This is a genomic window from Bradyrhizobium sp. BWA-3-5, from assembly GCF_032917985.1.
Classification (GTDB): domain Bacteria; phylum Pseudomonadota; class Alphaproteobacteria; order Rhizobiales; family Xanthobacteraceae; genus Bradyrhizobium.
In genome coordinates, this window is record NZ_CP136626.1 from 3,407,409 (window position 1) to 3,430,047 (window position 22,639).

The 22,639-nt window shown below is 64.2% G+C and carries 24 protein-coding genes; 15 read left to right on the forward strand and 9 right to left on the reverse strand.

Features of this window, described 5'->3' with window-relative positions; all coding sequences use genetic code 11:
• Positions 1 to 78: 78 nt before the first annotated feature.
• Positions 79 to 1,050 carry a hypothetical protein gene (locus tag RX331_RS16380; protein ID WP_317257509.1) on the forward strand — a complete coding sequence of 324 codons (972 nt, stop codon included), beginning with the start codon at positions 79 to 81 and terminating at the stop codon, positions 1,048 to 1,050.
• Between the two features lie 56 nt (positions 1,051 to 1,106).
• Positions 1,107 to 1,547: a DUF1489 domain-containing protein gene (locus RX331_RS16385; RefSeq protein WP_317257510.1), complete on the forward strand. Its 441-nt coding sequence runs from the start codon at positions 1,107 to 1,109 to the stop codon at positions 1,545 to 1,547.
• A gap of 3 nt (positions 1,548 to 1,550) precedes the next feature.
• Here the strand turns inward: RX331_RS16385 and RX331_RS16390 are convergent, their stop codons facing one another.
• A complete protein-coding gene (locus RX331_RS16390; RefSeq protein ID WP_410708284.1) occupies positions 1,551 to 2,309 on the reverse strand; it encodes a hypothetical protein in 759 nt (252 codons plus the stop codon).
• Positions 2,310 to 2,390: 81 nt separating this feature from the next.
• Positions 2,391 to 3,242 carry a pantoate--beta-alanine ligase gene (gene panC, locus RX331_RS16395; protein ID WP_317257512.1) on the reverse strand — a complete coding sequence of 284 codons (852 nt, stop codon included), beginning with the start codon at positions 3,240 to 3,242 and terminating at the stop codon, positions 2,391 to 2,393.
• 314 nt (positions 3,243 to 3,556) lie between these two features.
• Here panC and RX331_RS16400 point away from each other — a divergent pair, with 314 nt between their 5' ends.
• A complete protein-coding gene (locus tag RX331_RS16400; RefSeq protein WP_317257513.1) occupies positions 3,557 to 4,492 on the forward strand; it encodes a division plane positioning ATPase MipZ in 936 nt (311 codons plus the stop codon).
• Positions 4,493 to 4,515: 23 nt separating this feature from the next.
• Here RX331_RS16400 and RX331_RS16405 read toward each other — a convergent pair whose 3' ends face one another.
• Positions 4,516 to 5,586, reverse strand: a complete 1,071-nt coding sequence (locus tag RX331_RS16405) for a zinc-binding alcohol dehydrogenase family protein (protein ID WP_317257514.1) — start codon at positions 5,584 to 5,586, stop codon at positions 4,516 to 4,518.
• Positions 5,587 to 5,703: 117 nt separating this feature from the next.
• Here RX331_RS16405 and RX331_RS16410 point away from each other — a divergent pair, with 117 nt between their 5' ends.
• The 4 genes from RX331_RS16410 to RX331_RS16425 all read left to right on the forward strand — a co-directional run bounded on the left by RX331_RS16410 (position 5,704) and on the right by RX331_RS16425 (position 9,325).
• Entirely contained in the window at positions 5,704 to 6,477 is a 774-nt protein-coding gene (locus tag RX331_RS16410; protein WP_317258149.1) for a helix-turn-helix transcriptional regulator, read from the forward strand.
• Positions 6,478 to 6,768: 291 nt separating this feature from the next.
• Positions 6,769 to 7,668 (forward strand): alpha/beta fold hydrolase, encoded by a 900-nt coding sequence (locus tag RX331_RS16415; protein WP_317257515.1) that lies wholly within the window; start codon positions 6,769 to 6,771, stop codon positions 7,666 to 7,668.
• 105 nt (positions 7,669 to 7,773) lie between these two features.
• On the forward strand, positions 7,774 to 8,532 hold the full coding sequence (locus RX331_RS16420) for a VWA domain-containing protein (RefSeq protein ID WP_317257516.1): 759 nt from the start codon (positions 7,774 to 7,776) through the stop codon (positions 8,530 to 8,532).
• Positions 8,533 to 8,599: 67 nt separating this feature from the next.
• Complete coding sequence (locus RX331_RS16425; RefSeq protein WP_317257517.1) at positions 8,600 to 9,325, forward strand: DnaJ domain-containing protein; 726 nt, start codon at positions 8,600 to 8,602, stop codon at positions 9,323 to 9,325.
• 253 nt (positions 9,326 to 9,578) lie between these two features.
• Here RX331_RS16425 and RX331_RS16430 read toward each other — a convergent pair whose 3' ends face one another.
• On the reverse strand, positions 9,579 to 11,399 hold the full coding sequence (locus tag RX331_RS16430; RefSeq protein ID WP_317257518.1) for a serine hydrolase: 1,821 nt from the start codon (positions 11,397 to 11,399) through the stop codon (positions 9,579 to 9,581).
• Positions 11,400 to 11,800: 401 nt separating this feature from the next.
• On the opposite strand from RX331_RS16430, the gene RX331_RS16435 reads away from it, so the two are divergent.
• Positions 11,801 to 12,139, forward strand: a complete 339-nt coding sequence (locus tag RX331_RS16435) for a phasin family protein (RefSeq protein ID WP_317257519.1) — start codon at positions 11,801 to 11,803, stop codon at positions 12,137 to 12,139.
• Positions 12,140 to 12,494: 355 nt separating this feature from the next.
• On the opposite strand, the gene RX331_RS16440 is transcribed toward RX331_RS16435, so the two are convergent.
• Positions 12,495 to 12,770 carry a hypothetical protein gene (locus tag RX331_RS16440; protein ID WP_317257520.1) on the reverse strand — a complete coding sequence of 92 codons (276 nt, stop codon included), beginning with the start codon at positions 12,768 to 12,770 and terminating at the stop codon, positions 12,495 to 12,497.
• A 64-nt stretch (positions 12,771 to 12,834) separates the two neighbouring features.
• Between RX331_RS16440 and clpS the strand changes: the two genes are divergently transcribed.
• Together clpS and clpA are read left to right on the forward strand one after the other, a co-directional pair.
• Positions 12,835 to 13,167 carry an ATP-dependent Clp protease adapter ClpS gene (gene clpS / locus RX331_RS16445; protein ID WP_317257521.1) on the forward strand — a complete coding sequence of 111 codons (333 nt, stop codon included), beginning with the start codon at positions 12,835 to 12,837 and terminating at the stop codon, positions 13,165 to 13,167.
• A gap of 273 nt (positions 13,168 to 13,440) precedes the next feature.
• A complete protein-coding gene (clpA, locus tag RX331_RS16450) occupies positions 13,441 to 15,852 on the forward strand; it encodes an ATP-dependent Clp protease ATP-binding subunit ClpA (RefSeq protein WP_317257522.1) in 2,412 nt (803 codons plus the stop codon).
• Positions 15,853 to 16,013: 161 nt separating this feature from the next.
• Here the strand turns inward: clpA and RX331_RS16455 are convergent, their stop codons facing one another.
• Together RX331_RS16455 and RX331_RS16460 are read right to left on the reverse strand one after the other, a co-directional pair.
• Complete coding sequence (locus tag RX331_RS16455; RefSeq protein ID WP_410708225.1) at positions 16,014 to 16,199, reverse strand: DUF1737 domain-containing protein; 186 nt, start codon at positions 16,197 to 16,199, stop codon at positions 16,014 to 16,016.
• 40 nt (positions 16,200 to 16,239) lie between these two features.
• Positions 16,240 to 16,623: a PilZ domain-containing protein gene (locus tag RX331_RS16460; RefSeq protein ID WP_317257523.1), complete on the reverse strand. Its 384-nt coding sequence runs from the start codon at positions 16,621 to 16,623 to the stop codon at positions 16,240 to 16,242.
• 234 nt (positions 16,624 to 16,857) lie between these two features.
• Here RX331_RS16460 and RX331_RS16465 point away from each other — a divergent pair, with 234 nt between their 5' ends.
• The 5 genes from RX331_RS16465 to tsaA all read left to right on the forward strand — a co-directional run bounded on the left by RX331_RS16465 (position 16,858) and on the right by tsaA (position 20,769).
• Entirely contained in the window at positions 16,858 to 17,811 is a 954-nt protein-coding gene (locus RX331_RS16465; RefSeq protein WP_317257524.1) for a lytic transglycosylase domain-containing protein, read from the forward strand.
• Between the two features lie 306 nt (positions 17,812 to 18,117).
• Positions 18,118 to 18,897: an AzlC family ABC transporter permease gene (locus RX331_RS16470; protein ID WP_410708227.1), complete on the forward strand. Its 780-nt coding sequence runs from the start codon at positions 18,118 to 18,120 to the stop codon at positions 18,895 to 18,897.
• Positions 18,894 to 19,238 carry an AzlD domain-containing protein gene (locus RX331_RS16475; RefSeq protein ID WP_317257526.1) on the forward strand — a complete coding sequence of 115 codons (345 nt, stop codon included), beginning with the start codon at positions 18,894 to 18,896 and terminating at the stop codon, positions 19,236 to 19,238. The genes RX331_RS16470 and RX331_RS16475 overlap by 4 nt, the downstream gene beginning before the upstream one ends.
• 60 nt (positions 19,239 to 19,298) lie before the next feature.
• Positions 19,299 to 20,270 carry a tripartite tricarboxylate transporter substrate binding protein gene (locus tag RX331_RS16480; RefSeq protein ID WP_317257527.1) on the forward strand — a complete coding sequence of 324 codons (972 nt, stop codon included), beginning with the start codon at positions 19,299 to 19,301 and terminating at the stop codon, positions 20,268 to 20,270.
• A 7-nt stretch (positions 20,271 to 20,277) separates the two neighbouring features.
• Entirely contained in the window at positions 20,278 to 20,769 is a 492-nt protein-coding gene (gene tsaA / locus RX331_RS16485; protein WP_317257528.1) for a tRNA (N6-threonylcarbamoyladenosine(37)-N6)-methyltransferase TrmO, read from the forward strand.
• A 47-nt stretch (positions 20,770 to 20,816) separates the two neighbouring features.
• Here tsaA and RX331_RS16490 read toward each other — a convergent pair whose 3' ends face one another.
• Positions 20,817 to 21,239: an HIT family protein gene (locus RX331_RS16490; protein ID WP_317257529.1), complete on the reverse strand. Its 423-nt coding sequence runs from the start codon at positions 21,237 to 21,239 to the stop codon at positions 20,817 to 20,819.
• Between the two features lie 51 nt (positions 21,240 to 21,290).
• Positions 21,291 to 22,532: a GNAT family N-acetyltransferase gene (locus RX331_RS16495; RefSeq protein WP_317257530.1), complete on the reverse strand. Its 1,242-nt coding sequence runs from the start codon at positions 22,530 to 22,532 to the stop codon at positions 21,291 to 21,293.
• Positions 22,533 to 22,639 lie beyond the last annotated feature (107 nt).

Here is a 22,639-nt window from a genome sequence, read left to right on the forward strand (position 1 = left end):
ATTCTGCCGAAAAGCGAATGCGAGAAAGTCGCATTCCTGTTTCGACTGCGATTGATGCTGCGCTAGGGGATACCGCGCATGAACTGGGACTGGGCTGTCTCGCTGGATCAGATCTGGCGCTCGCCGAACCTTCCATTGTACCTGACGCTGGCCACGGCCGGATTTGTCGGGATCGTCGTGCTGATCACGCTGCTGCGCTCGGAGAGATCCGTGGCCACCGGCGTGTTGGCGCTTATCACGCTGCTTGCCGTCGGGGTCGCGGGCGCGGTGACCTTCCGCGGCTTCGGCCCGGCGCCCGTGCCGCAGCAGGCCGAGGTGCGCCCGGTCCAAACGGCGACTGCTCCGTTGCCGCAGCTTTCATGCATCGATGAACTCGCCGGCGATGCCGTCCTGGCCGCGTGCGAAAAGGTGTTGTTCGGTTCGGCCGAGTCGATCGCCGCGGCCGTGGCTTACGCGGCGTCCCAGATCACGCTGCTGACTTCGCTCGGCGATGTCGCGACCGCGAACAAGGGAGGCGGCTCCGACCTGCTGGCGCTGCGCCGCGCCGTCGAGCGCGACCGCTATGGGTTGATGGCCTATGTGCTGATGGTGCGCGACCGCTGCACGCCGTCGTCCTGCCGTGCGTTCCGCTCGCTGACCGAGACGCGGCAGATCGCCGCCAATATGGAAGATCGCGTCTACGAAAGCCTGATCATGCGTTATGCATCCTCGTGGACTGCGCCGGGGCAGAACGGGGCCGGCCTGGTCGCTGCGCTGCCGTCATCCGCGCCCACGGGCAAGCCGACCAATGCCGAATTCCCGACCTCGGCCTCCACCCCGCCGGTCAGCATCATGACGCCCGAGCCGCCGGCAAAGCCGTCGGCCCCCGCAGCCGCCGCGCCGGCATCGCCGCCTCCCCAGCGCTCGGTCACGGCGGCGACGCCGCCGGCTCCGGCGCCATCCCCCGCGGCGGCCGCCGCCAAGAAACCGCCTCCTGCGCCGAAGCGGCCGGCCACTGCGCCGGTGCAGCTCGCGCCGTCAGGGCAGGCCGCTTCTGAAAACGAGCAGTGATCTCCACAGGCAGTGATCTTTCCAAAGCGCGCACGGCCCGCTAAATCGGCGTGATCATGCCGCTTCATCTCATCAAGCTTGCTGTCGGTTGCGAGTCGGTCAAGGAACTCAAGGGCTGGGTTGCCGAACGCATGGCCACCGCCAAGAAAAAAGGCCTGCCGATCCGTCACGTTCATGTCACCCGGATGACGCCGAAGCGCGACGTGGAAATCCTTGCCGGCGGTTCGCTCTATTGGGTGATCAAGGGCGAAATCGCCGCGCGCGAAAAGATCATCGCGATCGAGCCGTTCCGCGATAAGGACGGCATCGGACGTTGCCGCCTGGTGATGCAGCCCAAGGTCTTCGCCGTCTCGCCGCGGCCGATGCGCCCGTTCCAGGGCTGGCGCTATCTGACCGCGGATTCCGCGCCGCCGGACCTCACCAAATCCTCCGCTGCCAGCGTGGCGGCGATGCCGGAGCCGATGCGGCGCGAACTGCGCGATCTCGGTCTGCTTTAGCGTTCACAGCGCCGCCGACGTGACGATGTGCAGCCGAAGCCATTCGGACGGTGGCATTTCGGTCGGGCGCCGGGTTTCTGAATTCCGGTCGACGATGTCGAGCAATTCAGGCTCGATCCCCATCTCCTTGAGGTAGCGCCGGAACTGATCGCCAAAAAGGGCGGTCAGGCCCTGGCGCCGTTCTTCCGAAACATTGGGCGCCAGCCGATTATAAATCGACATGCTGCCCAGGATCATCCGGGTGCCGGCGGGCAGGGTGCGATGGACGCCGCCGGCCAGCGTCAGCACGCACGCCAGATCGCAGCGCGTGCCCGTCAGCGTCACCTTGGCCTCAAGCGGCCCGCCCGGGCGCTTGAGCGCGAAGCACTCGGCCTCGCTCTTGCCGTTGCAGGCCTCGACGTCAGTCGTGCCCGCGGTCGTGTCGATGCCGTGGTCGCGCAGGATACGGCCGAGGCTTACCGCGACGTTGAGGTTGGAATCGCCCCAGGCGTGGATGATCACCGGAAGCTTGCGCCCGGCCTGGCGGTCGAGGATCGCGATCAGCCGCTTGTGGGTGTCCCATTGCACGGTGCCTTCGGCGGCGATCCACTCAGAACAGCCAGGCCCGCAGGCGCCATCTGCACCGCGCGCGACATAAAAGATCATGGCGTCGACCGGCGAACCGATCCCGCCGACCGCCGGCCGTCGTGGGTCCTGGGCCTGCGCGGCCCCCGCCGCGATCACGCCGATCAGGCCTCCGAGGATTGCAGCGCGTAGCGACATCGGCCGTTCCTGCAGCGGACAAATCCATTGCGGCAGGATTTTCAATCCGGCGGCGGCACCGCGCAAGCAGGCCCCGGCGGCTTACACGCCGATGTTATCGATCAGGCGGGTGGTGCCGAGTTTGGCGGCAACGAGGAGCCGCACCGGTCCTTCCTTCATCGAGGCGATCGGGGCCAGCGTCGCGGCGTGGCGGGCTTCGAAATAGTCCAGCGCGAAGCCGGCAGCGGCGATCTGTTCGCGGCCGGCGGCCATCGCGGCCTCGAAATCCCCGCCGGCCTTCAGCCGTTTGGCGGTTTCCTTCATGGCTCGATAGAGCGTCGGCGCGATCTGCCGCTCCTCGGCCGACAGGTAGACGTTGCGCGAGGACATCGCGAGCCCGTCGCGCTCGCGCACCGTGCGCGAGCCGATCACCTTGACGCCGAGGTCGAGGTCGCTGGCCATTTGGGTCACCACCCGCAATTGCTGAAAATCCTTCTCGCCGAAGATCGCAACGTCCGGCCGTACCTGCGTGAACAGCTTGCCGACCACGGTGGCAACGCCGCCGAAGAAATGCGGCCGGAAGCGATCTTCCAGCCCAACGGTCGCCGGACCTTCCGGCACGATCCTGGTGGCGAAGCCGTCCGGGTACATCACCTTGACGTCCGGATTCCAGATCAGGTCGGTTTTCTCCTCCGTGAGCCGGGCGAGATCGGCCTTCCAGGTCCGCGGGTAGGAACCGAAGTCTTCGGTGGGCGCGAACTGCGTCGGGTTGACGAAGATCGAGACGACGACCTTCTGGGCGCGCTGCCTGGCGAGCCGCACCAGCGACACATGCCCGTCATGGAGCGCACCCATGGTCGGCACCAGCGCGACGGCGGCCTTTCGGGCGCGCAAGGCCTCGACGGCGCGGCGCAATGCGGGAACGGTACGGACGACCATGGGACTTCGCGACATCTGGCTTCGATCTCTTGCGGCTGGTGGTGGGGCGCGGGGGCGAGTAGCCCCGATCGGTTCGGCGGGCGCGCCGACCTTATAAGGCCGGAGCATTGCCGCCAAGGTTGCGCTGACATGGCAAGCTTGCGGCAGCTCAACGCCGAGATTGGCGCAGGCCAGAGCAATCGTTGCGCGCCGATCGCTGCGACGGAACGAAAACCGCACCATCGGGATTCATGATTAAGACACACCACGCGCGAATTGAATGCGTCGGTACGCATTTCACTTGACGCGCAGTCGCGCGTGATTTGAAGATATCGTGCGGGGGTTGAGTCATGTTGCTGCAAGCGAGTCAGGGTCAATTGGGTTCGGCGCATGTCGTCGTGCTCGGCAATGAGAAGGGCGGATCCGGAAAATCCACCACCGCCCTGCATATTGCTGTTGCCCTGATGAAGGCCGGCCAGCGCGTTGCCACCATCGACCTCGACTGCCGCCAGAAGAGCTTTACCCGCTACATCGCCAACCGGAACGCGTGGGCCCGCCGCACCGGCCTCGATCTCGAAATCCCGGTGCATTACTGCATCAAGCTCGGCGAGACGATGCAGATCGCCGACAACGAGAATTCCGAGTTCCAGCAATTCGCCGAGGCGGTCGGCTCGGTCGAGCGCGCCTTCGACTTCATCGTCATCGACACCCCGGGCTCGGACTCCTACCTGATGCGGCTGGCGCACTCGATGGCGGACACGCTGGTGACCCCGATCAACGACAGCTTCCTCGATTTCGACGTGCTCGGCACGGTCGATCCCGCGACCTATACTGTGACTGGGGAGAGTCACTATGCCGAGATGGTCCGCGATGTCAGGCGCAAGCGCCGCCAGCTCGACGGCGCCACCACCGACTGGATCGTGGTGCGCAATCGCCTGTCGATGATCGGTTCGCGCAATAAGCAGCTGGTCGCCGACAGCCTGAAGGACCTGTCGCTGCGGCTCGGCTTCCGTTCGATCGACGGGTTTGCCGAGCGGGTGGTCTACCGGGAATTCTTCCCGCGCGGCCTGACGGCGCTGGACGACATCGACGAGGCCACGCTCGGCACGCGGCCGAGCATGGGCCATGTGACGGCGCGCGAGGAGGTGACCAGCCTGTTGCGCCAGCTCAAGCTGCCGCTCGATGAGCGTGGCCGCCGCCGGGCCGCCAACCGGGCGGAATGGTTTACCCAGGTCGACAAGCCGCTCGAAGTCGACGACATGATCGGCGACATCATCAGCGCCTGAACCCGGCCGGCGGGCTGCGCCGCCTATCGCGGCTGGATTACCGTCATCTTGAACGGACCTGTGTGAGCTGCGGCATGCGCGACCGCCTCATTGGCATGGTCGAGCGCGAAGGTGGTAACCTCGAACTGATCGAGGTCGACCAGTCCGGCGCGGATCAGGCCGGTCATCAGCACGGCGGCATGTGGCGGATACATCCATTGCCCGAGCACCGTGATACAGTTCCGCATCATCCAGGAATAGGGCAAGTCGAGACCGCTGCCGACGCCGCCCATAAGCACCACCCGTCCGTATGGCCTCACCGCCATGACCGCCGTCCGCACCTGCACCGCGTTGGCCGCGGGTGGGAGGATGTCGAGCACGCAGTCGATCGGGCCGGGCGCCGCCTGCAGAATGCGCGCGCGATCGTCGGCCTCATCGCCGCGCATCGCCACGGTGCGGACGCGGCCGCCGAACCGCCGTGTCAGCGCTGCCAGCGCCTGCTCGTTGCGTCCGGTTGCGATGACGCAACTCGCGCCCATTGCCAAGGCGACAGCGACTGCCGCGCTGCCAAAACTGCCGGTGGCTCCGTTGACCAGCACGATCTCTCCGGCGTGCAGTTCCGCGGCCAGGAATCCGCCGTAGGGAACGAGCAGGGTTCCGAGCGCGCACCATCGCGCCGCGTCCTTCTCCGCGATGGTCCCGATCGGAACCGCGTTCTCGGTCGGCAGGCGCATCTGCTCGGCCCAGGCGCCGTCGTGGAAATATCGCTGCAGGCGCAGGCCACTCTCGCTGCCACTGGTTAGACCCTGCAGCGCGATATCCGGCGCTAGCGCATTGTCGCGCGAGCGTACCGTTGGATCGCAATAGACCCAGTCGCCCGGACGAAGCCGAGTAGCATCGGGACCGGTGGCGCTGACGCGGCCGATCCCGCCAGGGCCGGGCACCATGGGTAGTTCCATCAGATATTTGCGCGCTCCGCTGAGCACGTCGCCGGCGTAGGCGAGCACGCGGCTCGCCATGACATCGACAATGACTTCGCCGGTGCCGAGCGTCGGGGCAGGCAGGGTTTCGATCGCAAGCGGCGATCCGAGCGCATTCAGAACGGCTGCCTTCATGGGGCCTCCTCATTTCGGTGAGATCCGCATTTTCGGCGAGCTTCAGGGGATCAACAAGACCTGGTATTATCCTAGGACTGTCAGACCCTCTCAGGACTTGCGCGCATGACCGCATCGATTGCGAATTCTAGGCAGAGCGAACTCGGCGACTTCCTGCGGTCGCGGCGGCAGAAGCTGACGCCGAAGGCGGTCGGCTTGCCGGTTGGCCGGCGGCGGCGCACGCCAGGGCTGCGGCGGGAAGAGGTGGCCGAGCTCGCCGGCATCGGCGTCGACTGGTACATCCGCCTCGAACAGGGACGCTCCGTCAGCCCTTCGGCGGCGACGATCGACGCCCTCGCACGCGCGCTGCGGCTGACAAAGGCCGAGCACCGGCATCTGAAGGACCTGACGCAAAACGCCGACCGCCGCACCTTCGCCCGCGAGAGCGTTCCCGCCGCGATCCTGCGCGCGGTCGAGCAGCTCAATTTGCCGGCCTACGTCACCGGCCGGCGCTGGGATGTGCTCGCCTGGAATGCGGCGGCCGACGAGATCTTTGCCTTCAGTCGCCTGGCGGAAGCCGATCGCAATAGCCTGCTCTCCGTGCTGACCAATCCGGCGACGCGGCGCCTGTTCGGCGCGTCATGGGCGGATGAGGCAAGGCGCATGGTGGCGCAGTTCCGGGCGACGCACGACCTCTGGGCCGGCGATCCCGCCTTCCGCGATCTGCTGGCGCGACTTGAGGAGGGCTGCCCCGAATTTGCAGGCTGGTGGGAAGCCCATGACGTGAGTAGCGTAGCGGCGGGGCGGAAATCCTTGATCCATCCCAAAAAGGGTCGGCTCAAACTGGAGTATGTAAGCTTTCAAGCCAATGACGATCCGGCGCTAAAGCTGGTCATCTACACGGCGGCTTAGCGCCGGTATTGTTCCACCTTGCGGATTTTTGGGAACCGGGAGGGCAGCATCCCGTTTTCATTAGACTTTTATCCAGCGGTCGAACCAAAGCTTGAGAGGAGCCGTCGTAAGTAAAAACGGGGTCAATTTGTGGGGATTGAGCGGTGCCCAATATCTAGGTGCGCCGCACAACGATCAGGCGGTCAACACACAACATTTGGCCTTTATGTCACGCCATCGTGACATATATCATCAACAAGGGACCGAAGAGTCTCAAACAGGGATGGCCCCTCGCCGGGCTCGAGGACGACAATGAAACGTGGAATTCTGGTTCTGCTTTCACTCTCGGTGCTGGTCGCTGTCGCGTATTTTACCGCGAGCAAGTGGGCGATCCGTCACGAGACGATCGCCTTCCACGATGCCAACCGCGACAACCGCCTTGTCGCTGTGCAGATCGCCGTTCGTCGCGACAAGGAGATGCAGGCCAATACCGGCCTGATCAAGCTGCCGGTTGCGATTCTCAACCACGGCAATACCGTCAAGAACACCGAGTATTCGTTCCTCGCGAACATCTTCGCCTGGCGCGGTTATCTCACCATCAGCCCGCAGCATGATCTGCCGACCGATCCGCCGATGGTGACCAAGATCGGTGAACCCTATGTCGGCCGCCTGCCGCAGATTCAGCGCGGCGTCGCCAACATCCATTTCGCCATCCACGAAATGAAGAAGATCCAGCCCAACGCCGACTATGAGAAGGTGACGATGGTCGGCCATTCGATGGGCGGCGACATCTCGATGTATTTCGCCAAGGAGTTTCCCGACGAGATCAAGAAGGTCGTGACGCTCGACAATCTGCGCGTTCCGTTCCTGACCGACGGCAAGTTCAAGATCCTGTCGTTCCGTTCCAAGGATACGCATTTCAAGGCGGACCCCGGCGTCGTGCCTGACGACGAACAGTGCGAGCAGGCTGGCATCACGGTCGTGAACACCGGCTTCCAGCACAACGACATGCGCGACACCGGACCGGAGGCCGCCAAGTCGTCGATCCAGTCGATGCTCGACAAGTTCCTCGACGAGTCCGACAAGAGCGGCGCGTTGAAGCCGGTGCCGACCAAGGTGCCGGACGTGCTGAGCAGCAGCCCGGGACCGGTGCCGCTTTCGACCCCACTGGCCAGCAATCCGCAGCCGAAGAACAAGCCGGTCACGAACTAGGCCGCCGACAGCCGTCGCACCGTCGCCGCTGCGCCGCATTGACGGCGCATTGACCGGCACCTCCAGCCATCCCACATAAGGCTTGCAGCTACCCTGCGAGCGCTTATGGCTGGCGAGCCCACCAAACCGAAATCGGCCGGCGACGTTGCCTCGACAAAGGCACGTCGAGACGGCTCGCTGCCTGAAACCAAGCCGTCGACATCGGAGGATATCGCCGCCTTCGTCGCAAGAGCACGCGCGATGTCGCCGCATAGCGCCGGCGCGAAGGGAAGGCTGGTGTTCGCCCTCGATGCCACCATGAGCCGGCAGCCGACCTGGGACATGGCCTGCGCGCTGCAGGCCGACATGTTTCGCGAGGCCGCTTCGCTAGGCAGCCTCGACATCCGCCTGGTCTATTACCGCGGCTTCAACGAATGCCGTGCCACGGGGTGGATCTCCGACTCGGCGCAACTGGCGAGGCTGATGGGCAAGATCGACTGCCAGGGCGGCAATACCCAGATCGGCAAGGTGCTGTCGGAGTCGCGCCGCGAGGCGGTGGCATCAGGCGTGCGCGCCGTGGTGTTCGTCGGCGACGCCATGGAGGAGAAGGTCGACGATCTCTGTGCCAGGGCCGGCGAGCTCGGCCTGCTCAAGGTGCCCGTCTTCATGTTTCAGGAGGGCCATGATCCCGTCGCCGAACAGGCGTTCCGCGAGATTGCGCGGCTCACCGGCGGCGCGTGGTGCAGATTCGATCCGGGCGCTGCGGCGCAGCTGCGCGAGCTCCTGCGCGCCGCCGCGGCCTATGCCGCCGGCGGGCGTGAAGCGCTGCTGCGCCTGGCGAAAACGACCGGCGGGGCGGCTGCGCTGATTGGTCAGATGAAGTGATGGCGACTTTGGTTGCCGCGGTGCGGGGCACCATGCTTTTCGGAATCGGTAAGGCTATATTGTCGCCATGCCAACCCTGATTGCCGGCGTCGTCGCCGTTGTCGTTCTGTATTTGCTGCTGCAGATGTTTCGGGCGGCCAATCCGGTCGTTCTCGCGCGCGCGATCAAGATCGCGGGCGGCGTGCTGTCGCTGGCCGTTGCGGCCTATACCGGCTTGCGCGGCGAGCTGGCCGTTGCAATTCCGCTCGGCATTTTCGGCGCCGGCCTGCTCGGCTGGTCGCCTTTCGGCCCGGGCGGCTTTGGCAATATCGGCGGGATTTTCGGCGGCGGGGCGCAGCGCTCGTCAGGCCAGGCCTCGCGCGTCCGCTCGCAGTTTCTGGAGATGATGCTCGATCACGACAGCGGCGAATTGTCCGGGCGGATCGTCGATGGGCCGAATGCAGGCCGCTCGCTCGACGAATTCGACCTGCCGCAACTGCTGGCGATGGCCGCCGCCTTCGACGCCGAGAGCGTCGCCTTACTTGAAAGCTATCTTGACCGCCGGTTTCCCGCTTGGCGTCAGAACGCGCAAGGCGACGCGGCAGGGGGGCAGCGCCGTACGGCGGCGAGCGGAAAAATGACGAATGAGGAGGCCTATCAGATCCTTGGCCTGCAGCCGGGCGCGGGGCGCGACGACATCACCCGGGCGCACCGCACCCTGATGAAGAAACTGCATCCCGACCAGGGGGGCTCGACGTATCTCGCTGCCCGCGTAAACGAGGCCAAGGATACCCTTCTTCGCACGCATCTCTAGCTAACTCCGGCTCACGCCACCGACGCTACAAACCGCGAGTTGCTGCTGTTCTCTTATTGAGCCCCCGTATCGCCCGCCATTGTTCCGGCGTGGTCGATCTCTTCGTTACAAGGAACCTAGCGGCAAATTCTTGACGAGAGGTTTTCGTTTGGCGCGTTCTGCAAGATCACGCGCGCGTCGCCATTTCTGTGCCCCGAAAACAACAAAGCCGGCGCTTGCGGCGCCGGCTTTGAAAATTTCAAAAGAAAAATGATCAGTTGCGAACGGTCATGCAGGAGATGTCGGCGCGCTTCAGGGTCTTGCAGACCGCCTCGGCCTGATCGCGGTCGAGGCCGGCGAAGCGGGCGCGATAGAGCGTGCGGTGATCTTTGGCGACGACCGTTTCGGTGAAGGGCTCGGCCTTGCTGAGCAGGCTGCTCGCCTTGCTACGGACGAGATCGATCCGCTGCTTGGCTTCGCTTTCGCTTTCGAGCGCGCCGACCTGGACGATCCAGCCCGTGCGAACCACAGCCGGCTTGACCGCCTCGCTCGGCGGCGCGGCCACAGGCTGCGGCCGCGGGGACGGATCGGCATAGGCGAGCGCCTGTGCGTGCGGGGCCTGCGAGGGCGCCTGCGTCAGGCTGGAAGCGGGCAACACGCCGAGCACGCCGTTACCGGTGCCATGACCTGCCGGCTGCGGCGGCATGGCTGCCCGGAGAGCTTCCTTGGCAGCTTCCGCCTTGGTCTCCGCGGCTTTTTCGACGACGGCGCTGGAGGTTTCGGCGACTTCGGGACGCGCCGGAATCGCGCTGGTGACTGGCGGAGCTACCGGCTGCGAGGGACCGGCGGCGGCCAGCTTCATCGGGCCGGCCTTGACCTGGACCGTCTTGACCTTGACCGGCTTCATCGGTTCGGCCGAACCAGGGATTGCCGAGATCTGCTGGGTCTGGATGACGCCGCTGGTCAACGGGGCGGGTTCGGGCTTGGCCTGCGGCTCGACCTTGGCGGGCGGCGCAGGGAGGGCTGCCGCGGCGGCGGCCATCAGCGACGGCTTTGCCGGGGCGATCGAGCGGGTCGTTGGCATGGCGGCAAGGCCCGGCTCGGACTGTGCCTCAGCCATCATGCGCGAGGGGGCCGTTTCGGCTTCCGCCACGTCGACGGCGCCGTCAGCGGAAGGATTGCGTTCGGTGATCGCGGCAACGGTGCGCTTGGTCGCCGCCTTGTCCAGGTTTTCGGCGAGCAGGTTGCGCATGATGGCATCGCGCGAACCGCCGCTGCGGCCGCCGAGCACGACACCGACGAGGTGACGGTTGCCGCGGCGCATCGAGCTGACGAGGTTGAAGCCGGAGGCTCGGGTGTAGCCGGTCTTGATGCCGTCAATGCCTTCGACATTTCCGAGCAGGCGATTGTGATTGCGGATCGCCTGTCCGCGATAATTGAACACCGAGGTCGCAAAATAGCGGTAGTAGCGCGGGAAGCGATCCTGGATCGCACGGCCGAGGGTGGCCTGGTCGCGCGCCGTGGTCAGCTGTTCGTCGTTGGGCAGGCCGGACGCGTTGCGATAGGTGGTCTTGCTCATGCCGAGCGCGCGCGCCTTGCGCGTCATTAGCTTGGCGAATTCGGTTTCATCGCCGGCGATCGCCTCCGCGATCACGACGGCGGCGTCGTTGGCGGAACGCGTCACCAGGCCCTTGATGGCGTCCTCGACCCGCAGCGTCTGGCCGGGCTTCAGGCCGAGCTTGGTCGGCGCCTGTTCGGAGGCGTGCTCGGAAACGTCCATCTCGCTGTCGAGCTTCAACTTGCCGGATTCGAGGCGCTCGAACAGCAGATAGAGCGTCATGATCTTGGTCAGCGACGCCGGGCGCCGGATACCGTCCGGATTGTTGGAACTGAGGACCGCACCGGAATTGCCATCGACGATGATCGAGGAGAATTGCGGGCTGTAGCTTTCCCGCACGACGTGATGGTGGCGGCGGTGCTTGTAGCGGCGCGCTTCGGCGCTCTCGCTCGAGATCAGGATCGTTGTCGTGAAGGTAATCAGTCCGAGGGCGCACACGCGCAAAGCGCGTGAGGAAGCCAAGGTTGTACGAAGCATTTACTTCCCCGTCCCAATTTCTGTCTTGATCACCGGCCCGTGAGGCAAAATTGTGCCCAACAACCGCTGAGATTTCCCCGTTCGAGATGCCGGTCTGGCCTTGGTGGACGGCCGGCTCGGTCGATTAGGTCGCTGTTCTAGCTAAGTTGCTGTTCACAAACGACTTTCATGTCGTCTGTCGGAAGGCGAACATGTCCAGGAATCAGGTTAGGCGGAGCGAGTTTCCAAAAGATTAATTAACCGTTGCGCAAGACCCCTGGTTTTTCCGCTAATACGTCACATTGTGCGCCGCACAACAATTCTTGACTTTATTGTGCAGTGCACATATATGTGATGCGTCAGGGAGCCGGGACCTCCCGGCACATCGGTTTGCACCTGCAGTCTGGGAAAGGACTCCATTGATGGTCAAGGTTGAAGACATTCAGAACTACGGCAAAGAGCATCTCGAAACCGTTGCCGCTTCCGCGAGCAACCTGCAGAGCGGCGTTCAGGCGATCGCGACGGCCTACGGCGACTATGCCAAGAAGTCGTTCGAAGACACCAAGTCGTTTGTCGAGAAGCTCTCCGGCGTAAAGTCGCTGGATAAGGCGCTCGAGGCGCAGACCGAATTCGCCCGTTCGTCCTACGAGACCTTCGTCGCTGAATCGCAGAAGATCGCGGGCCTCTACACCGATCTCGCCAAGCAGACGTTCAAGCCCTACGAGGGCCTGGTCTCGAAGTACACCTCGGCGGCACACTAGCGGTTGACGTCAACGGTTGATGTCACTCATTCAGCGAAGCGCTTCCGTAACAAAGCCCGGCCGCGATGGTCGGGCTTTTTCATGCAGTGTCTGCGTCGCTGAGATCACGCATCGTGGTACGCGAACACGCCCCCGACGAAAACAGTAACATCAAACCGGTGATCTGACGGGGCATGCTCGACTTGCAGCACTGTTCTTTGATGTTCCCGCACCAACGCGACCGGTGAGTCGACTCGCTTGCTCGTCCATCGCCCCGCTCGTGCCGGACTTGGCGTTCGGCGCATCGCCGGGCCGGCCGCTAAGAGTGGACCTATTATTCCTCGCGAGCGGCCAAACGGCCGAATCGGATCCTTTGTCAAATCCGGCAGAAACGATTAACCTTGAGGCGGATAGCCGAGCCGGGAATCGGGCTGGCCGAGGAGCGCGCAAGGGCGGTGTTAACGCGCTTGCGGCGATCAGGCGGCGGACCCATATTCCAGGTGCCGATCCGGCCACGGGTCGGGTCGGGAGCGGCGATCTGGAAAATGACGTTGCCGGGTGCTTGGCGGCGGTTCACGGCAGAGCCGACCCGCGGGTATGCTGGTATGCGTCCTGCGGTCACCCCTTTTGGAATCTCGAACGCCTGAGCCATGTTGCAGTCAACCTTCAAAGCTTGTTCGTCCGTGCTGGCAACGTCATCTGCTTCCGCTCCGCGAATGAGCAATGACGAAAACCGCAACACCGGAACCGGCGGGCCGTCGACGTCGGTCATCACCAAGGTCAAGCCGAAGACGAAGCGGCCGAACCTCTACCGTGTCCTCATCCTGAACGACGACTACACGCCGATGGAATTCGTCGTTCACGTGCTGGAGAAGTTCTTCCAGAAGGACGTCGAGGCGGCCACCAAGATCATGCTCCATGTCCATCATCATGGGATCGGCGAGTGCGGCGTGTTCACCTACGAGATCGCCGAGACCAAGGTCACGCAGGTGATGGATTTCGCGCGCAAGCACCAGCACCCGCTGCAATGCGTGATGGAAAAGAAGTAGCGGCGCATGGCGCGACCCGGCCGGCGAAAAGGAACGGGTCTTGCATTGATAGGCGCTGAGGCGAGCCGATCGTATTCCCGATAGTTTTTCGGGGGAGGGGTGCGAATGCCGCTGGCACGGCCGCGAATTTAGAGGAAAACCACGCTTGCGGAACCGGTCTTTCGCCACGATCGTTTGTAACTATATGACGCTATGTGACAGGGGATGACGAAGGTTGTTGTTGCCTCACCGGGTAATGGCGATCATGATGACCGGGGGCCATAGAGGACGCGAATGCCAACTTTTTCCCAAAGCCTTGAACAATCCCTGCATCGTGCGCTGGCGATTGCTAACGAGCGTCATCACCAATATGCGACGCTCGAACATCTTCTGCTGTCGCTGATCGATGACTCGGATGCGGCAGCGGTGATGCGTGCCTGCAGCGTCGATCTCGACAAGCTGCGCACCAGCCTCGTCAACTATCTCGAGACCGAGTTCGAAAATCTGGTGACGGACGGCGCAGACGACGCCAAGCCGACCGCGGGCTTCCAGCGCGTGATCCAGCGCGCGGTGATTCACGTCCAGTCTTCCGGTCGCGAAGAAGTGACCGGCGCCAACGTGCTGATCGCGATCTTCGCGGAGCGCGAAAGCCACGCCGCGTACTTCCTGCAGGAGCAGGACATGACGCGGTATGACGCGGTGAACTATATCAGCCACGGCATCGCCAAGCGGCCGGGCGTCTCCGAAGCGCGGCCCGTGCGCGGCGTCGACGAGGAGACCGAGACCAAGGGCAACGAGGACGCCAAGAAGAAGGGCGAGGCGCTCGAAACCTATTGCGTCAACCTCAACAAGAAGGCGCGCGACGGCAAGATCGATCCGGTGATCGGACGCAATTCGGAGATCAACCGCGCCATCCAGGTGCTATGCCGTCGGCAGAAGAACAATCCGCTGTTCGTGGGTGAGGCCGGCGTCGGCAAGACGGCGATCGCCGAAGGGCTCGCCAAGCGCATCGTCGATTCCGAAGTGCCGGAAGTGCTGGCCGCTGCCACCGTGTTCTCGCTCGACATGGGCACGCTGCTCGCCGGCACCCGTTACCGCGGCGATTTCGAAGAGCGGCTGAAGCAGGTGCTCAAGGAACTGGAGGCGCATCCGAACGCCATCCTGTTCATCGACGAGATCCACACCGTGATCGGCGCCGGCGCCACCTCCGGCGGCGCGATGGACGCCTCCAACCTGCTCAAGCCGGCACTGGCGTCGGGCACGATCCGCTGCATGGGCTCGACGACCTACAAGGAATACCGTCAGCACTTCGAAAAGGACCGCGCGCTGGTGCGGCGCTTCCAGAAGATCGACGTCAATGAGCCGACGGTGGAAGACGCCATTGCGATCCTCAAGGGCCTCAAGCCCTATTTCGAGGATTACCACCGGCTGAAATACACCAATGAGGCGATCGAGGCGGCGGTGCAATTGTCGTCGCGTTACATCCACGACCGCAAATTGCCGGACAAGGCGATCGACGTGATCGACGAGTCGGGCGCGGCGCAGATGCTGGTCGCCGAGAGCCGACGCAAGAAGACCATCGGCATCAAGGAAATCGAGACCACGATCGCGACCATGGCGCGGATTCCGCCCAAGAGCGTGTCGAAGGACGATGCCGAGGTGCTCAAGCATCTCGAGCAGACGCTCAAGCGCGTGGTGTTCGGCCAGGACAAGGCGATCGAGTCGCTGTCGGCCTCGATCAAGCTGGCGCGCGCCGGCTTGCGTGAGCCGGAGAAGCCGATCGGCTCCTACCTGTTCTCCGGACCGACCGGCGTCGGCAAGACCGAGGTGGCAAAACAGCTCGCGGCCTCGCTCGGCGTCGAGCTGCTGCGCTTCGACATGTCCGAATATATGGAGCGACACACGGTGTCGCGACTGATCGGCGCGCCTCCCGGCTATGTCGGCTTCGACCAGGGCGGCCTTCTGACCGACGGCGTGGACCAGCATCCGCATTGCGTGGTGCTGCTCGACGAAATCGAGAAGGCGCATCCGGATCTCTACAACGTGCTGCTGCAGATCATGGATCACGGCCGGCTGACCGACCATAACGGCAAGCAGGTCAACTTCCGTAACGTGATCCTGATCATGACCACGAATGCCGGCGCCGCCGAGCTCGCGCGTCAGGCCTTCGGCTTCACGCGCAACAAGCGGGAAGGCGACGACCACGAGGCGATCAACCGCCAGTTCGCGCCGGAATTCCGCAACCGGCTGGACGCGATCGTCTCGTTCGCCCACCTCAATGCCGACGTCATCGGCATGGTGGTCGAGAAGTTCGTGCTGCAGCTCGAGGCGCAGCTTGCCGACCGCGACGTCACCATCGAGCTGTCGGAGCCTGCCAAGGCCTGGCTGATCGAGCATGGCTATGATGAGCAGATGGGCGCGCGGCCGATGGCCCGCGTGATCCAGGAGCACATCAAGAAGCCGCTGGCCGACGAGGTGCTGTTCGGTCAGCTCAAGGGCGGTGGCCACGTCCGCGTCGTGCTGGTCAAGGACGCCGAGGAGAAGGACAAGATCGGCTTCGAGTTCGTCGAGGGTCCGGTCACGCCGAAGCCCGAGAAGCTGCCGGTGGCGCGCAAGCGCAAGCCGAAGTCGGGCGGCCCCAACAATGGCGGCGGTGGCGGCGGCTCCAAGGGGCCGGCCTCCAAGGGGCCGCTGGTCAAGGTGTAAACGGCTGCAATTCGAAACGAAGAGTCGGCGTGTCGCAACACCGCCGGCTTTTTGCTGCGCCTAAAGCATGATCCGGAAAAGTGTGAAGCGGTTTTCCGAAAAGATCATGCGCAAACAAAGAGCTAAAGCGCGATGATGATTCAACCCCATCTCGTCCCGCTTTAGCTGCCCGGCCAAACCAGCGCCTGGCCGGCCACGACATGCTCACCGTTGAACGTCAGGGAAGGCGAGCCGTACAAGACATAGCCGAGCTCGATGGCCTCCGAGACGCGCCGGCAGAAGGCGGCGTCATCCTTGCCGGTCAGGAGGCGATAAACAGGCAGGTCATCTGGCGGTTTTGTAGACATGCGAATTCCACCGTGGGCAATTTGCGGCAGCACAGGATGTCTATTGTATCACGGATCGCCGCGGGCGCTCAGCGTTCGCCGAGCAGCTCCTCGATTCGCCGCTGGAGCTGGCGCTTCTTGATCTCGCTCTTGCGCAGCCGCTCCTCGATATCGGAGACGGGCGCCGCGGGGCTTTCCCCCTGAACGCGACGCCGACGAAATTGTCGCGCCACCAGATCACCTTGGCCAGGAAGGAGCGGCCCTTGCGCGCGATGCGCAGCGAAAGCTGCTCCTTGGGCAACTGAAAGTCGCGGCCAAACTCGATGGTCGCGCCCTTGTCGGAGATGTTGCGGACGATGCATTCGTGCGTCGTGCCGCGTTCGCCGATTTCGGCGACGCCGCCATACATCACTTTATCGCGCACGCTCTCGCGCCGGTCCTGCATTTGAAAGTCTCCCAACAAAGTGAGGAGACTTTTAACGCGCTTTGTTGCGCGCAGAAGTCCGGCGGGCGCAAAATGCGGCATTAACGTAAATTAACGGCGGCTCCAATTGTGCGCATTTCGGAGCAATTGCAGCGCAAAATGGCGGGCCGAAGCGTCGCACCGGCGGATCGACCTGCCATCGATAATCGTTAACCGACGCTTTGACCGCGAGATGCTGTTGGATCGCAAACTGCCATGCAAAGAGGTTGGTTTCTTCGCGCCCTATGCTGCACGGTGCCGCTGTTGTGCGCCCTGACGAATGCACGCGCCGAGGATGCAGGGGAGGCGACGCGGTCGAGCGCGACAGCATTCCAGAAGACGGAAGCACCTGAGCGCGAAAGTGGCGCGCGCGAGGCGATGTGCCTGATGATCGAATCGGCGGCGCGGGAGTCCGGGCTGCCGCTCGAATTTTTCGCGCGCGTGATCTGGCAGGAAAGCCGTTTCCAGCCCGGCGCGGTGGGGCCTGTGACGCGCAGCGGCGCGCGCGCGCAGGGCATCGCGCAGTTCATGCCGGGAACCGCGAACGAACGCGGTCTGCTCGATCCCTTCAGTCCCGTGCAGGCGCTGCCGAAGTCCGCGGAGTTTCTGGCCGAGCTGCGCGAACAGTTCGGCAATCTCGGGCTCGCGGCGGCTGCCTACAATGCCGGTCCGCGCCGTGTGCGGGAATGGCTGGCCGGCACCGGGGCGATGCCGCAGGAAACTCGCAACTATGTGCTCGCCATCACCGGCTCGCCCGTGGAGGACTGGGCGAAGGCCGGGAAGGGCGGCAAGGCGCCCGAACGCCAGAGGACATCGAGCTGTCGCGAATTGATGGCGCTGCTGAAACAGGCGCCCAATCCCTTCATCGCCGGGCTGGAGCAGCGCGTGACGCTCGCTGCCGCCAAGCTATGGGGCGTGCAGCTCGCCGCCGGCTTTTCCCGCGACAAGGCACTCGCGATGTACGGCCGCGCGGTCTCGCGCCTTTCGAACGTGATCGGCAATCGCGATCCCTCGATCCTCGCCTCGCGGATGCGCAGCCGCGGCCCGGCGACGTTTTATCAGGTGCGCTTCGGGGCCGACACCCGGCCCGAGGCCGACGATCTCTGCAATCGCATCCGCAAGGCAGGCGGGGCGTGTTTTGTGCTGAGGAACAGGGGCGTGGCGGGGTGAGGAGAATTGTGTCGCGAGATCGCTGACACACATTCAGTCGTCGTCACCCGCAAAGGCGGTTGACCCAGTATGCCAGAGGCAGCAGTGATTGGACGGATAGGCCGCGGCGTACTGGATCCCCGCCTTCGCGGGGATGACAGCGGTGTGCGGTGCTATTTCAGCGTCATTGCGAGCGAAGCGAAGCAATCCGTGTCTCGGCAAATAGCGCTACGGATTGCTTCGCTTCGCTCGCAACGACGGGACGGCTGTCCTGCATAACTGCCCTGAATCCTGCGTTGCTTGACGCTGGCTGCTTTCGCCAGCCCTATGCCAACGACTACTCATCGTTCAATCCGGTCACCCGTGCCATTACCTCAGCTCTCTTCTCCCCAATGGAAAAGCCCCATTCGCGCCTTCGCATGGGGGATGAGCTCGGTTGCCTCGACCGTGCTGACGCTGGTGTTGTTTGCGACCTATCTCGGCATCGGTGCGCTGGCCCATGATAGCCATTTCAGCCTCGGCTGGGCATTAGTCTCGACAATCCTGGTCTGGGCGGGGCCTGCCCAGATCATCCTGATCTCGACGCTGGGGTCGGGCGCGACCGTGGTGCAGGCGGCGATCGCGGTGACAGTGAGCGCGATCCGGCTGTTTCCGATGGTCGTCTCGGTGCTGCCACTGGTGAAGACGCCGAGGACGCGGCGCCGGCATCTCGTGCTGGTGACGCATTTCATCGCGGTGACGCTGTGGGTCGAATGCTACCGGCTGCTGCCGAAAGTGCCGCGCGAGCGGCGCATCGCGTTCACGCACGGGCTCGGCTGCGGGCTTCTCACGGTCTGCATGGTCGCGACCACGCTCGGCTATGGCCTTGCCGCCAACCTGCCGCCGCTGTTTGCGGCCGCGATCCTGCTGCTGACGCCGCTGGCGTTCCTGCTGTCGACCGCGCGGAATTGCAAGGAGATTTCGGACGTATTGGCGCTGGTGCTCGGGCTCGCGCTGTTTCCGCTGATCTCGATGCTGCATACCGGCGTCGATATCCTAATCAGCGGCGTCACCGCCGGCACCATCGCCTACGGCGCGCACTGCTGGCGGGAAAGGGCGCGCACATGAGCGAGTTCTTCGGCAGCCCGCATGCGCTGTTGGTGCTGGTGCTCGCGGGCTTCCTGCCCAACGAGATCTGGCGCATGGCCGGGCTGTGGTTCGGTGCCGGCGTCGACGAGGGCTCCGAAGTCCTGGTGTGGGTGAGGGCGGTGGCGACCGCGATCCTCGCCGGCGTGATCGCGCAGATCCTGGTGCAGCCGCCGGGCGCGCTGGCCGGCGTGCCGGACTGGCTGCGCTACGGCGCGGTCGCCGGCGGCTTTGCGGTATTCATGCTGACGCGGCGCTCGATCTTCGCCGGCGTGGTTGCGGGCGAGGTGATGCTGCTGGCCGGCAAAGCATGGCTCGGTTGATTGCAGGCAGCCGATAATCCGTTACTCTCCGGCGCATAAGAAACGCCCGAGGAAACGCAAATGAACTGGTTCAAATTGCCGGCGCTCGCCTGCGCGCTGATCTTCGCGATGCCTCAAGCCCATGCTGCGGAATATCCGGTGCGGCCGATCAAGCTGATCGTGCCCTATGCTGCAGGCGGCCCGACCGATGTGCTGGGACGCGTGGTCGGGGACTATCTGGCCCGTGACCTCAAGCAGGCGGTCGTGGTCGAGAACAAGGCCGGCGCACAGGGCGCGATCGGCGCGGAAGCTGCGGCGCGTTCCGAGCCCGACGGCTACACCCTGTTCTTCACGGCGGCCTCGATCTTCGTGCTCAACCCGCTGCTTTACAAGAAGCTGCCCTACGATCCCCAGAAGGATTTCCGCCTGCTCACGGTGGTCACGGACCTGCCCGTGATAATGGAGGTGCATCCATCCGTACCCGCCAAGACGGTTGCGGAGTTCGTCGCCTACGCCAAGCAGAATCCCGGAAAACTCAATTTCGGATCGGCCGGCACCGGTGGCACCATTCATCTGGCCGGCGAAATGTTCAAGCAGATGGCCGGCGTCGACATGGTCCACGTCGCCTACAAAGGCGCGGGACCGGCGCTGACCGATTTGTTGTCGGGCAACATCCAGCTGATGTTCGACACGCTCGGCACCGCGCTGCCGCCGGTCAAGGGCGGCCTGCTGCGGCCGCTGGCGGTTTCCTCCGCGCAGCGCATTCCGGATCTGCCCGATGTGCCGACCATGGCCGAAAGCGGCTATCCCGAGTATGGTGTCAGCGTCTGGTACGGCGTCGCTGCGCCGGCCAGATTGCCTGACGATGTCGCACAGAAGCTCATTGCCAGCCTCAACAAGGCGCTCGGCGATGACACGTTCCGCGCCTCGCTCGACAAGGTCGGCTTCCCGCCGCTGCGGCCGCAGAGCCAGGCCGAGATCGACAAATTCGTTGCAACCGATCGCGCGCGGTGGGCGGGCGTGATAAAAGCGCTCAACATTTCACTGGATTAAATCGAGAATGGTTCGAGAAAGCGAAATACGCGAGGGCGAAGTCATCGTCGATATGCCACAGGCGCGCGATGCCGGTCTGGTCTTTATCGGCCGCATCCGCACGCCCTGGAAGTCACGGCTGGAGACGCCGCGCCAGGGCCGCCATGACGGCCCGGTCTGCCGGCTGGAAATTTTCGAGCCCTGGGTGCCAGCGATCAAGGGCGTCGACTTCTACGAAAATCTCGAGGTGATCTACTGGCTGCATCAGTCTCGCCGCGACATGGTGCTGCAAAGCCCGAAGAACAACCAGAAGACCCGCGGCACCTTCTCGCTGCGCTCGCCGGTGCGGCCGAACCCGATCGGCACCTCGATCGTCAAATTCGTCAAGATCGAGGGCAATGTCATTTTTGTGCGTGGCCTCGACTGTCTCGACGAGACGCCGCTGCTCGACGTCAAGCCCGACCGCTGCGAGTTCACGCCACTGGCACCGCCGCAACCCGGGGATTTCCAGACGGAGTAGGTGCTGCTGCTTGCTTCGCCCGCCCCTCGAAGGGGCGGGTCGAGGGCTTACCCTAGCGCTGCGGCCAGCTTGGTCGCATTTTCTTCGAGCACCTTCACGTCTTCCTTGCGGCTCGCGGGCGGCAGCAGCGCCACGCCGTCGTGGCGCGGCATCACGTGCATGTGCAAATGAAACACAACCTGGCCGCCGGCCGGCTCGTTGAACTGCTGCACGGTGATGCCGTCGGCCTTGAACGCCTTCATTGCGGCGGAGGCGATCTTGTGGGCGGCGCGGGCGACATGGGCGTAATCCTCAGGCGTGATGTCGAGGATGTTGCGGGCAGGAGCTTTCGGAATCACCAGCGTGTGGCCCGGCGAACGCGGCATGATGTCGAGAAAGGCCAGCACATGGTCGTCCTCATAGACCTTGTGGCAGGGAAACTCGCCGCGCAGGATTTTTGCAAAGGGGTTGTTGGTGTCATAAGCGGGCATGGCTTGTTCCCTCGGAGTTTGATCCCAATTTCGGTTCGCTCGCCGGACAGGTCAAGCTTCGTCGGCGGTCTTGCGGAACGGTCCGGCCTCAGTCAACTCGCGCCCGACCTCGGCGACATAGGCGCGCTCGCGCTTAAGGTAATCGGCGATCGCGCGGCGCAGATCGGGATCGGCGATGAAGTGCGCGGAGTAGGTGGTTTGCGGCAGGTAGCCGCGCGCCAGCTTGTGCTCGCCCTGCGCGCCGGCCTCGACGATTTGCAGGCCGCGCTGGATCGCGAAATCGATCGCCTGATAATAGCAGACCTCGAAATGCAGGAAGGGGTGATGCTCGACCGCGCCCCAATTGCGGCCGAACAGTGTGTCCGATCCGATGAAATTGATCGCGCCCGCGATCCAGCGGCCGTTGCGCCTGGCCATCACCAGCAGCACGTCGCGGCTCATGCTCTCGCCGATCAGCGAGAAGAATTTCCGCGTCAGATACGGCCGGCCCCATTTGCGTGAGCCGGTCTCCATATAGAACGTGAAGAAGGCGTCCCAGGCCTCCTCGCTGATGTCGCTTCCGGTCAGATGGTGGATCGTGATCCCGGCGGCGACGGCCTCGCGCCGTTCGCGCTTGATCGCCTTGCGATGGCGCGAGTTCAGCGAGGCCAGGAAATCGTCGAACGTGGCGTAGCCTTGATTGTGCCAGTGAAACTGCTGGTCGTTCCGCTGCAGGAAGCCGTGCGCCCCCAAAAGCTTGGCTTCCGCCTCGCGGGCAAAGGTCACGTGCACGGAGGAGGCGCCGGTGGCGTCGCACAGCGCCATCAGCCCGCGCGCGAGCGCCGAGCCGATCTGCGCGCGGTCGACGCCGTCGCGGACGAGCAGCCGAGGTCCGGTCGCCGGCGTGAACGGCACCGAGACCTGCAGCTTCGGATAATAGCGCCCGCCGGCGCGCTCATAGGCATCCGCCCAGCCGCGGTCGAAGACATATTCGCCCTGCGAATGCGATTTCAGATAGCAGGGCGCGACGCCGACAATATCGCCATCCAGCCGCGCCAGCAGATGCCGGGCCGCCCAGCCGGTGCGCGGGCTGGCCGAGCCGGAGGCCTCGGCGGCCGCGAAAAATGCGTGCGAAACGAAGGGGTTATAGGCCGGCTTTGAAACCGCGCAGGAATCTGCCTCGCGCGGCGCCAACGTATCGAAATGTTCGAGACTGTTCGGATCGCCGGTCGGATTGGCGCAGGCGTTCCAATCCGCAGCCGGAATGTCGCTGGCGGAGGGGACGGCTTCGAGCGTGATTTCGGATGATGCCATCTAGAAATTCAAACCGGTCCCATCATGCGATCAGCCATCGCCATGGTGACCAACGCCCCTGCAAAGATCGTGCATCGGCGGCGCGAGTTCAAGGTGGGGGCCGCGCA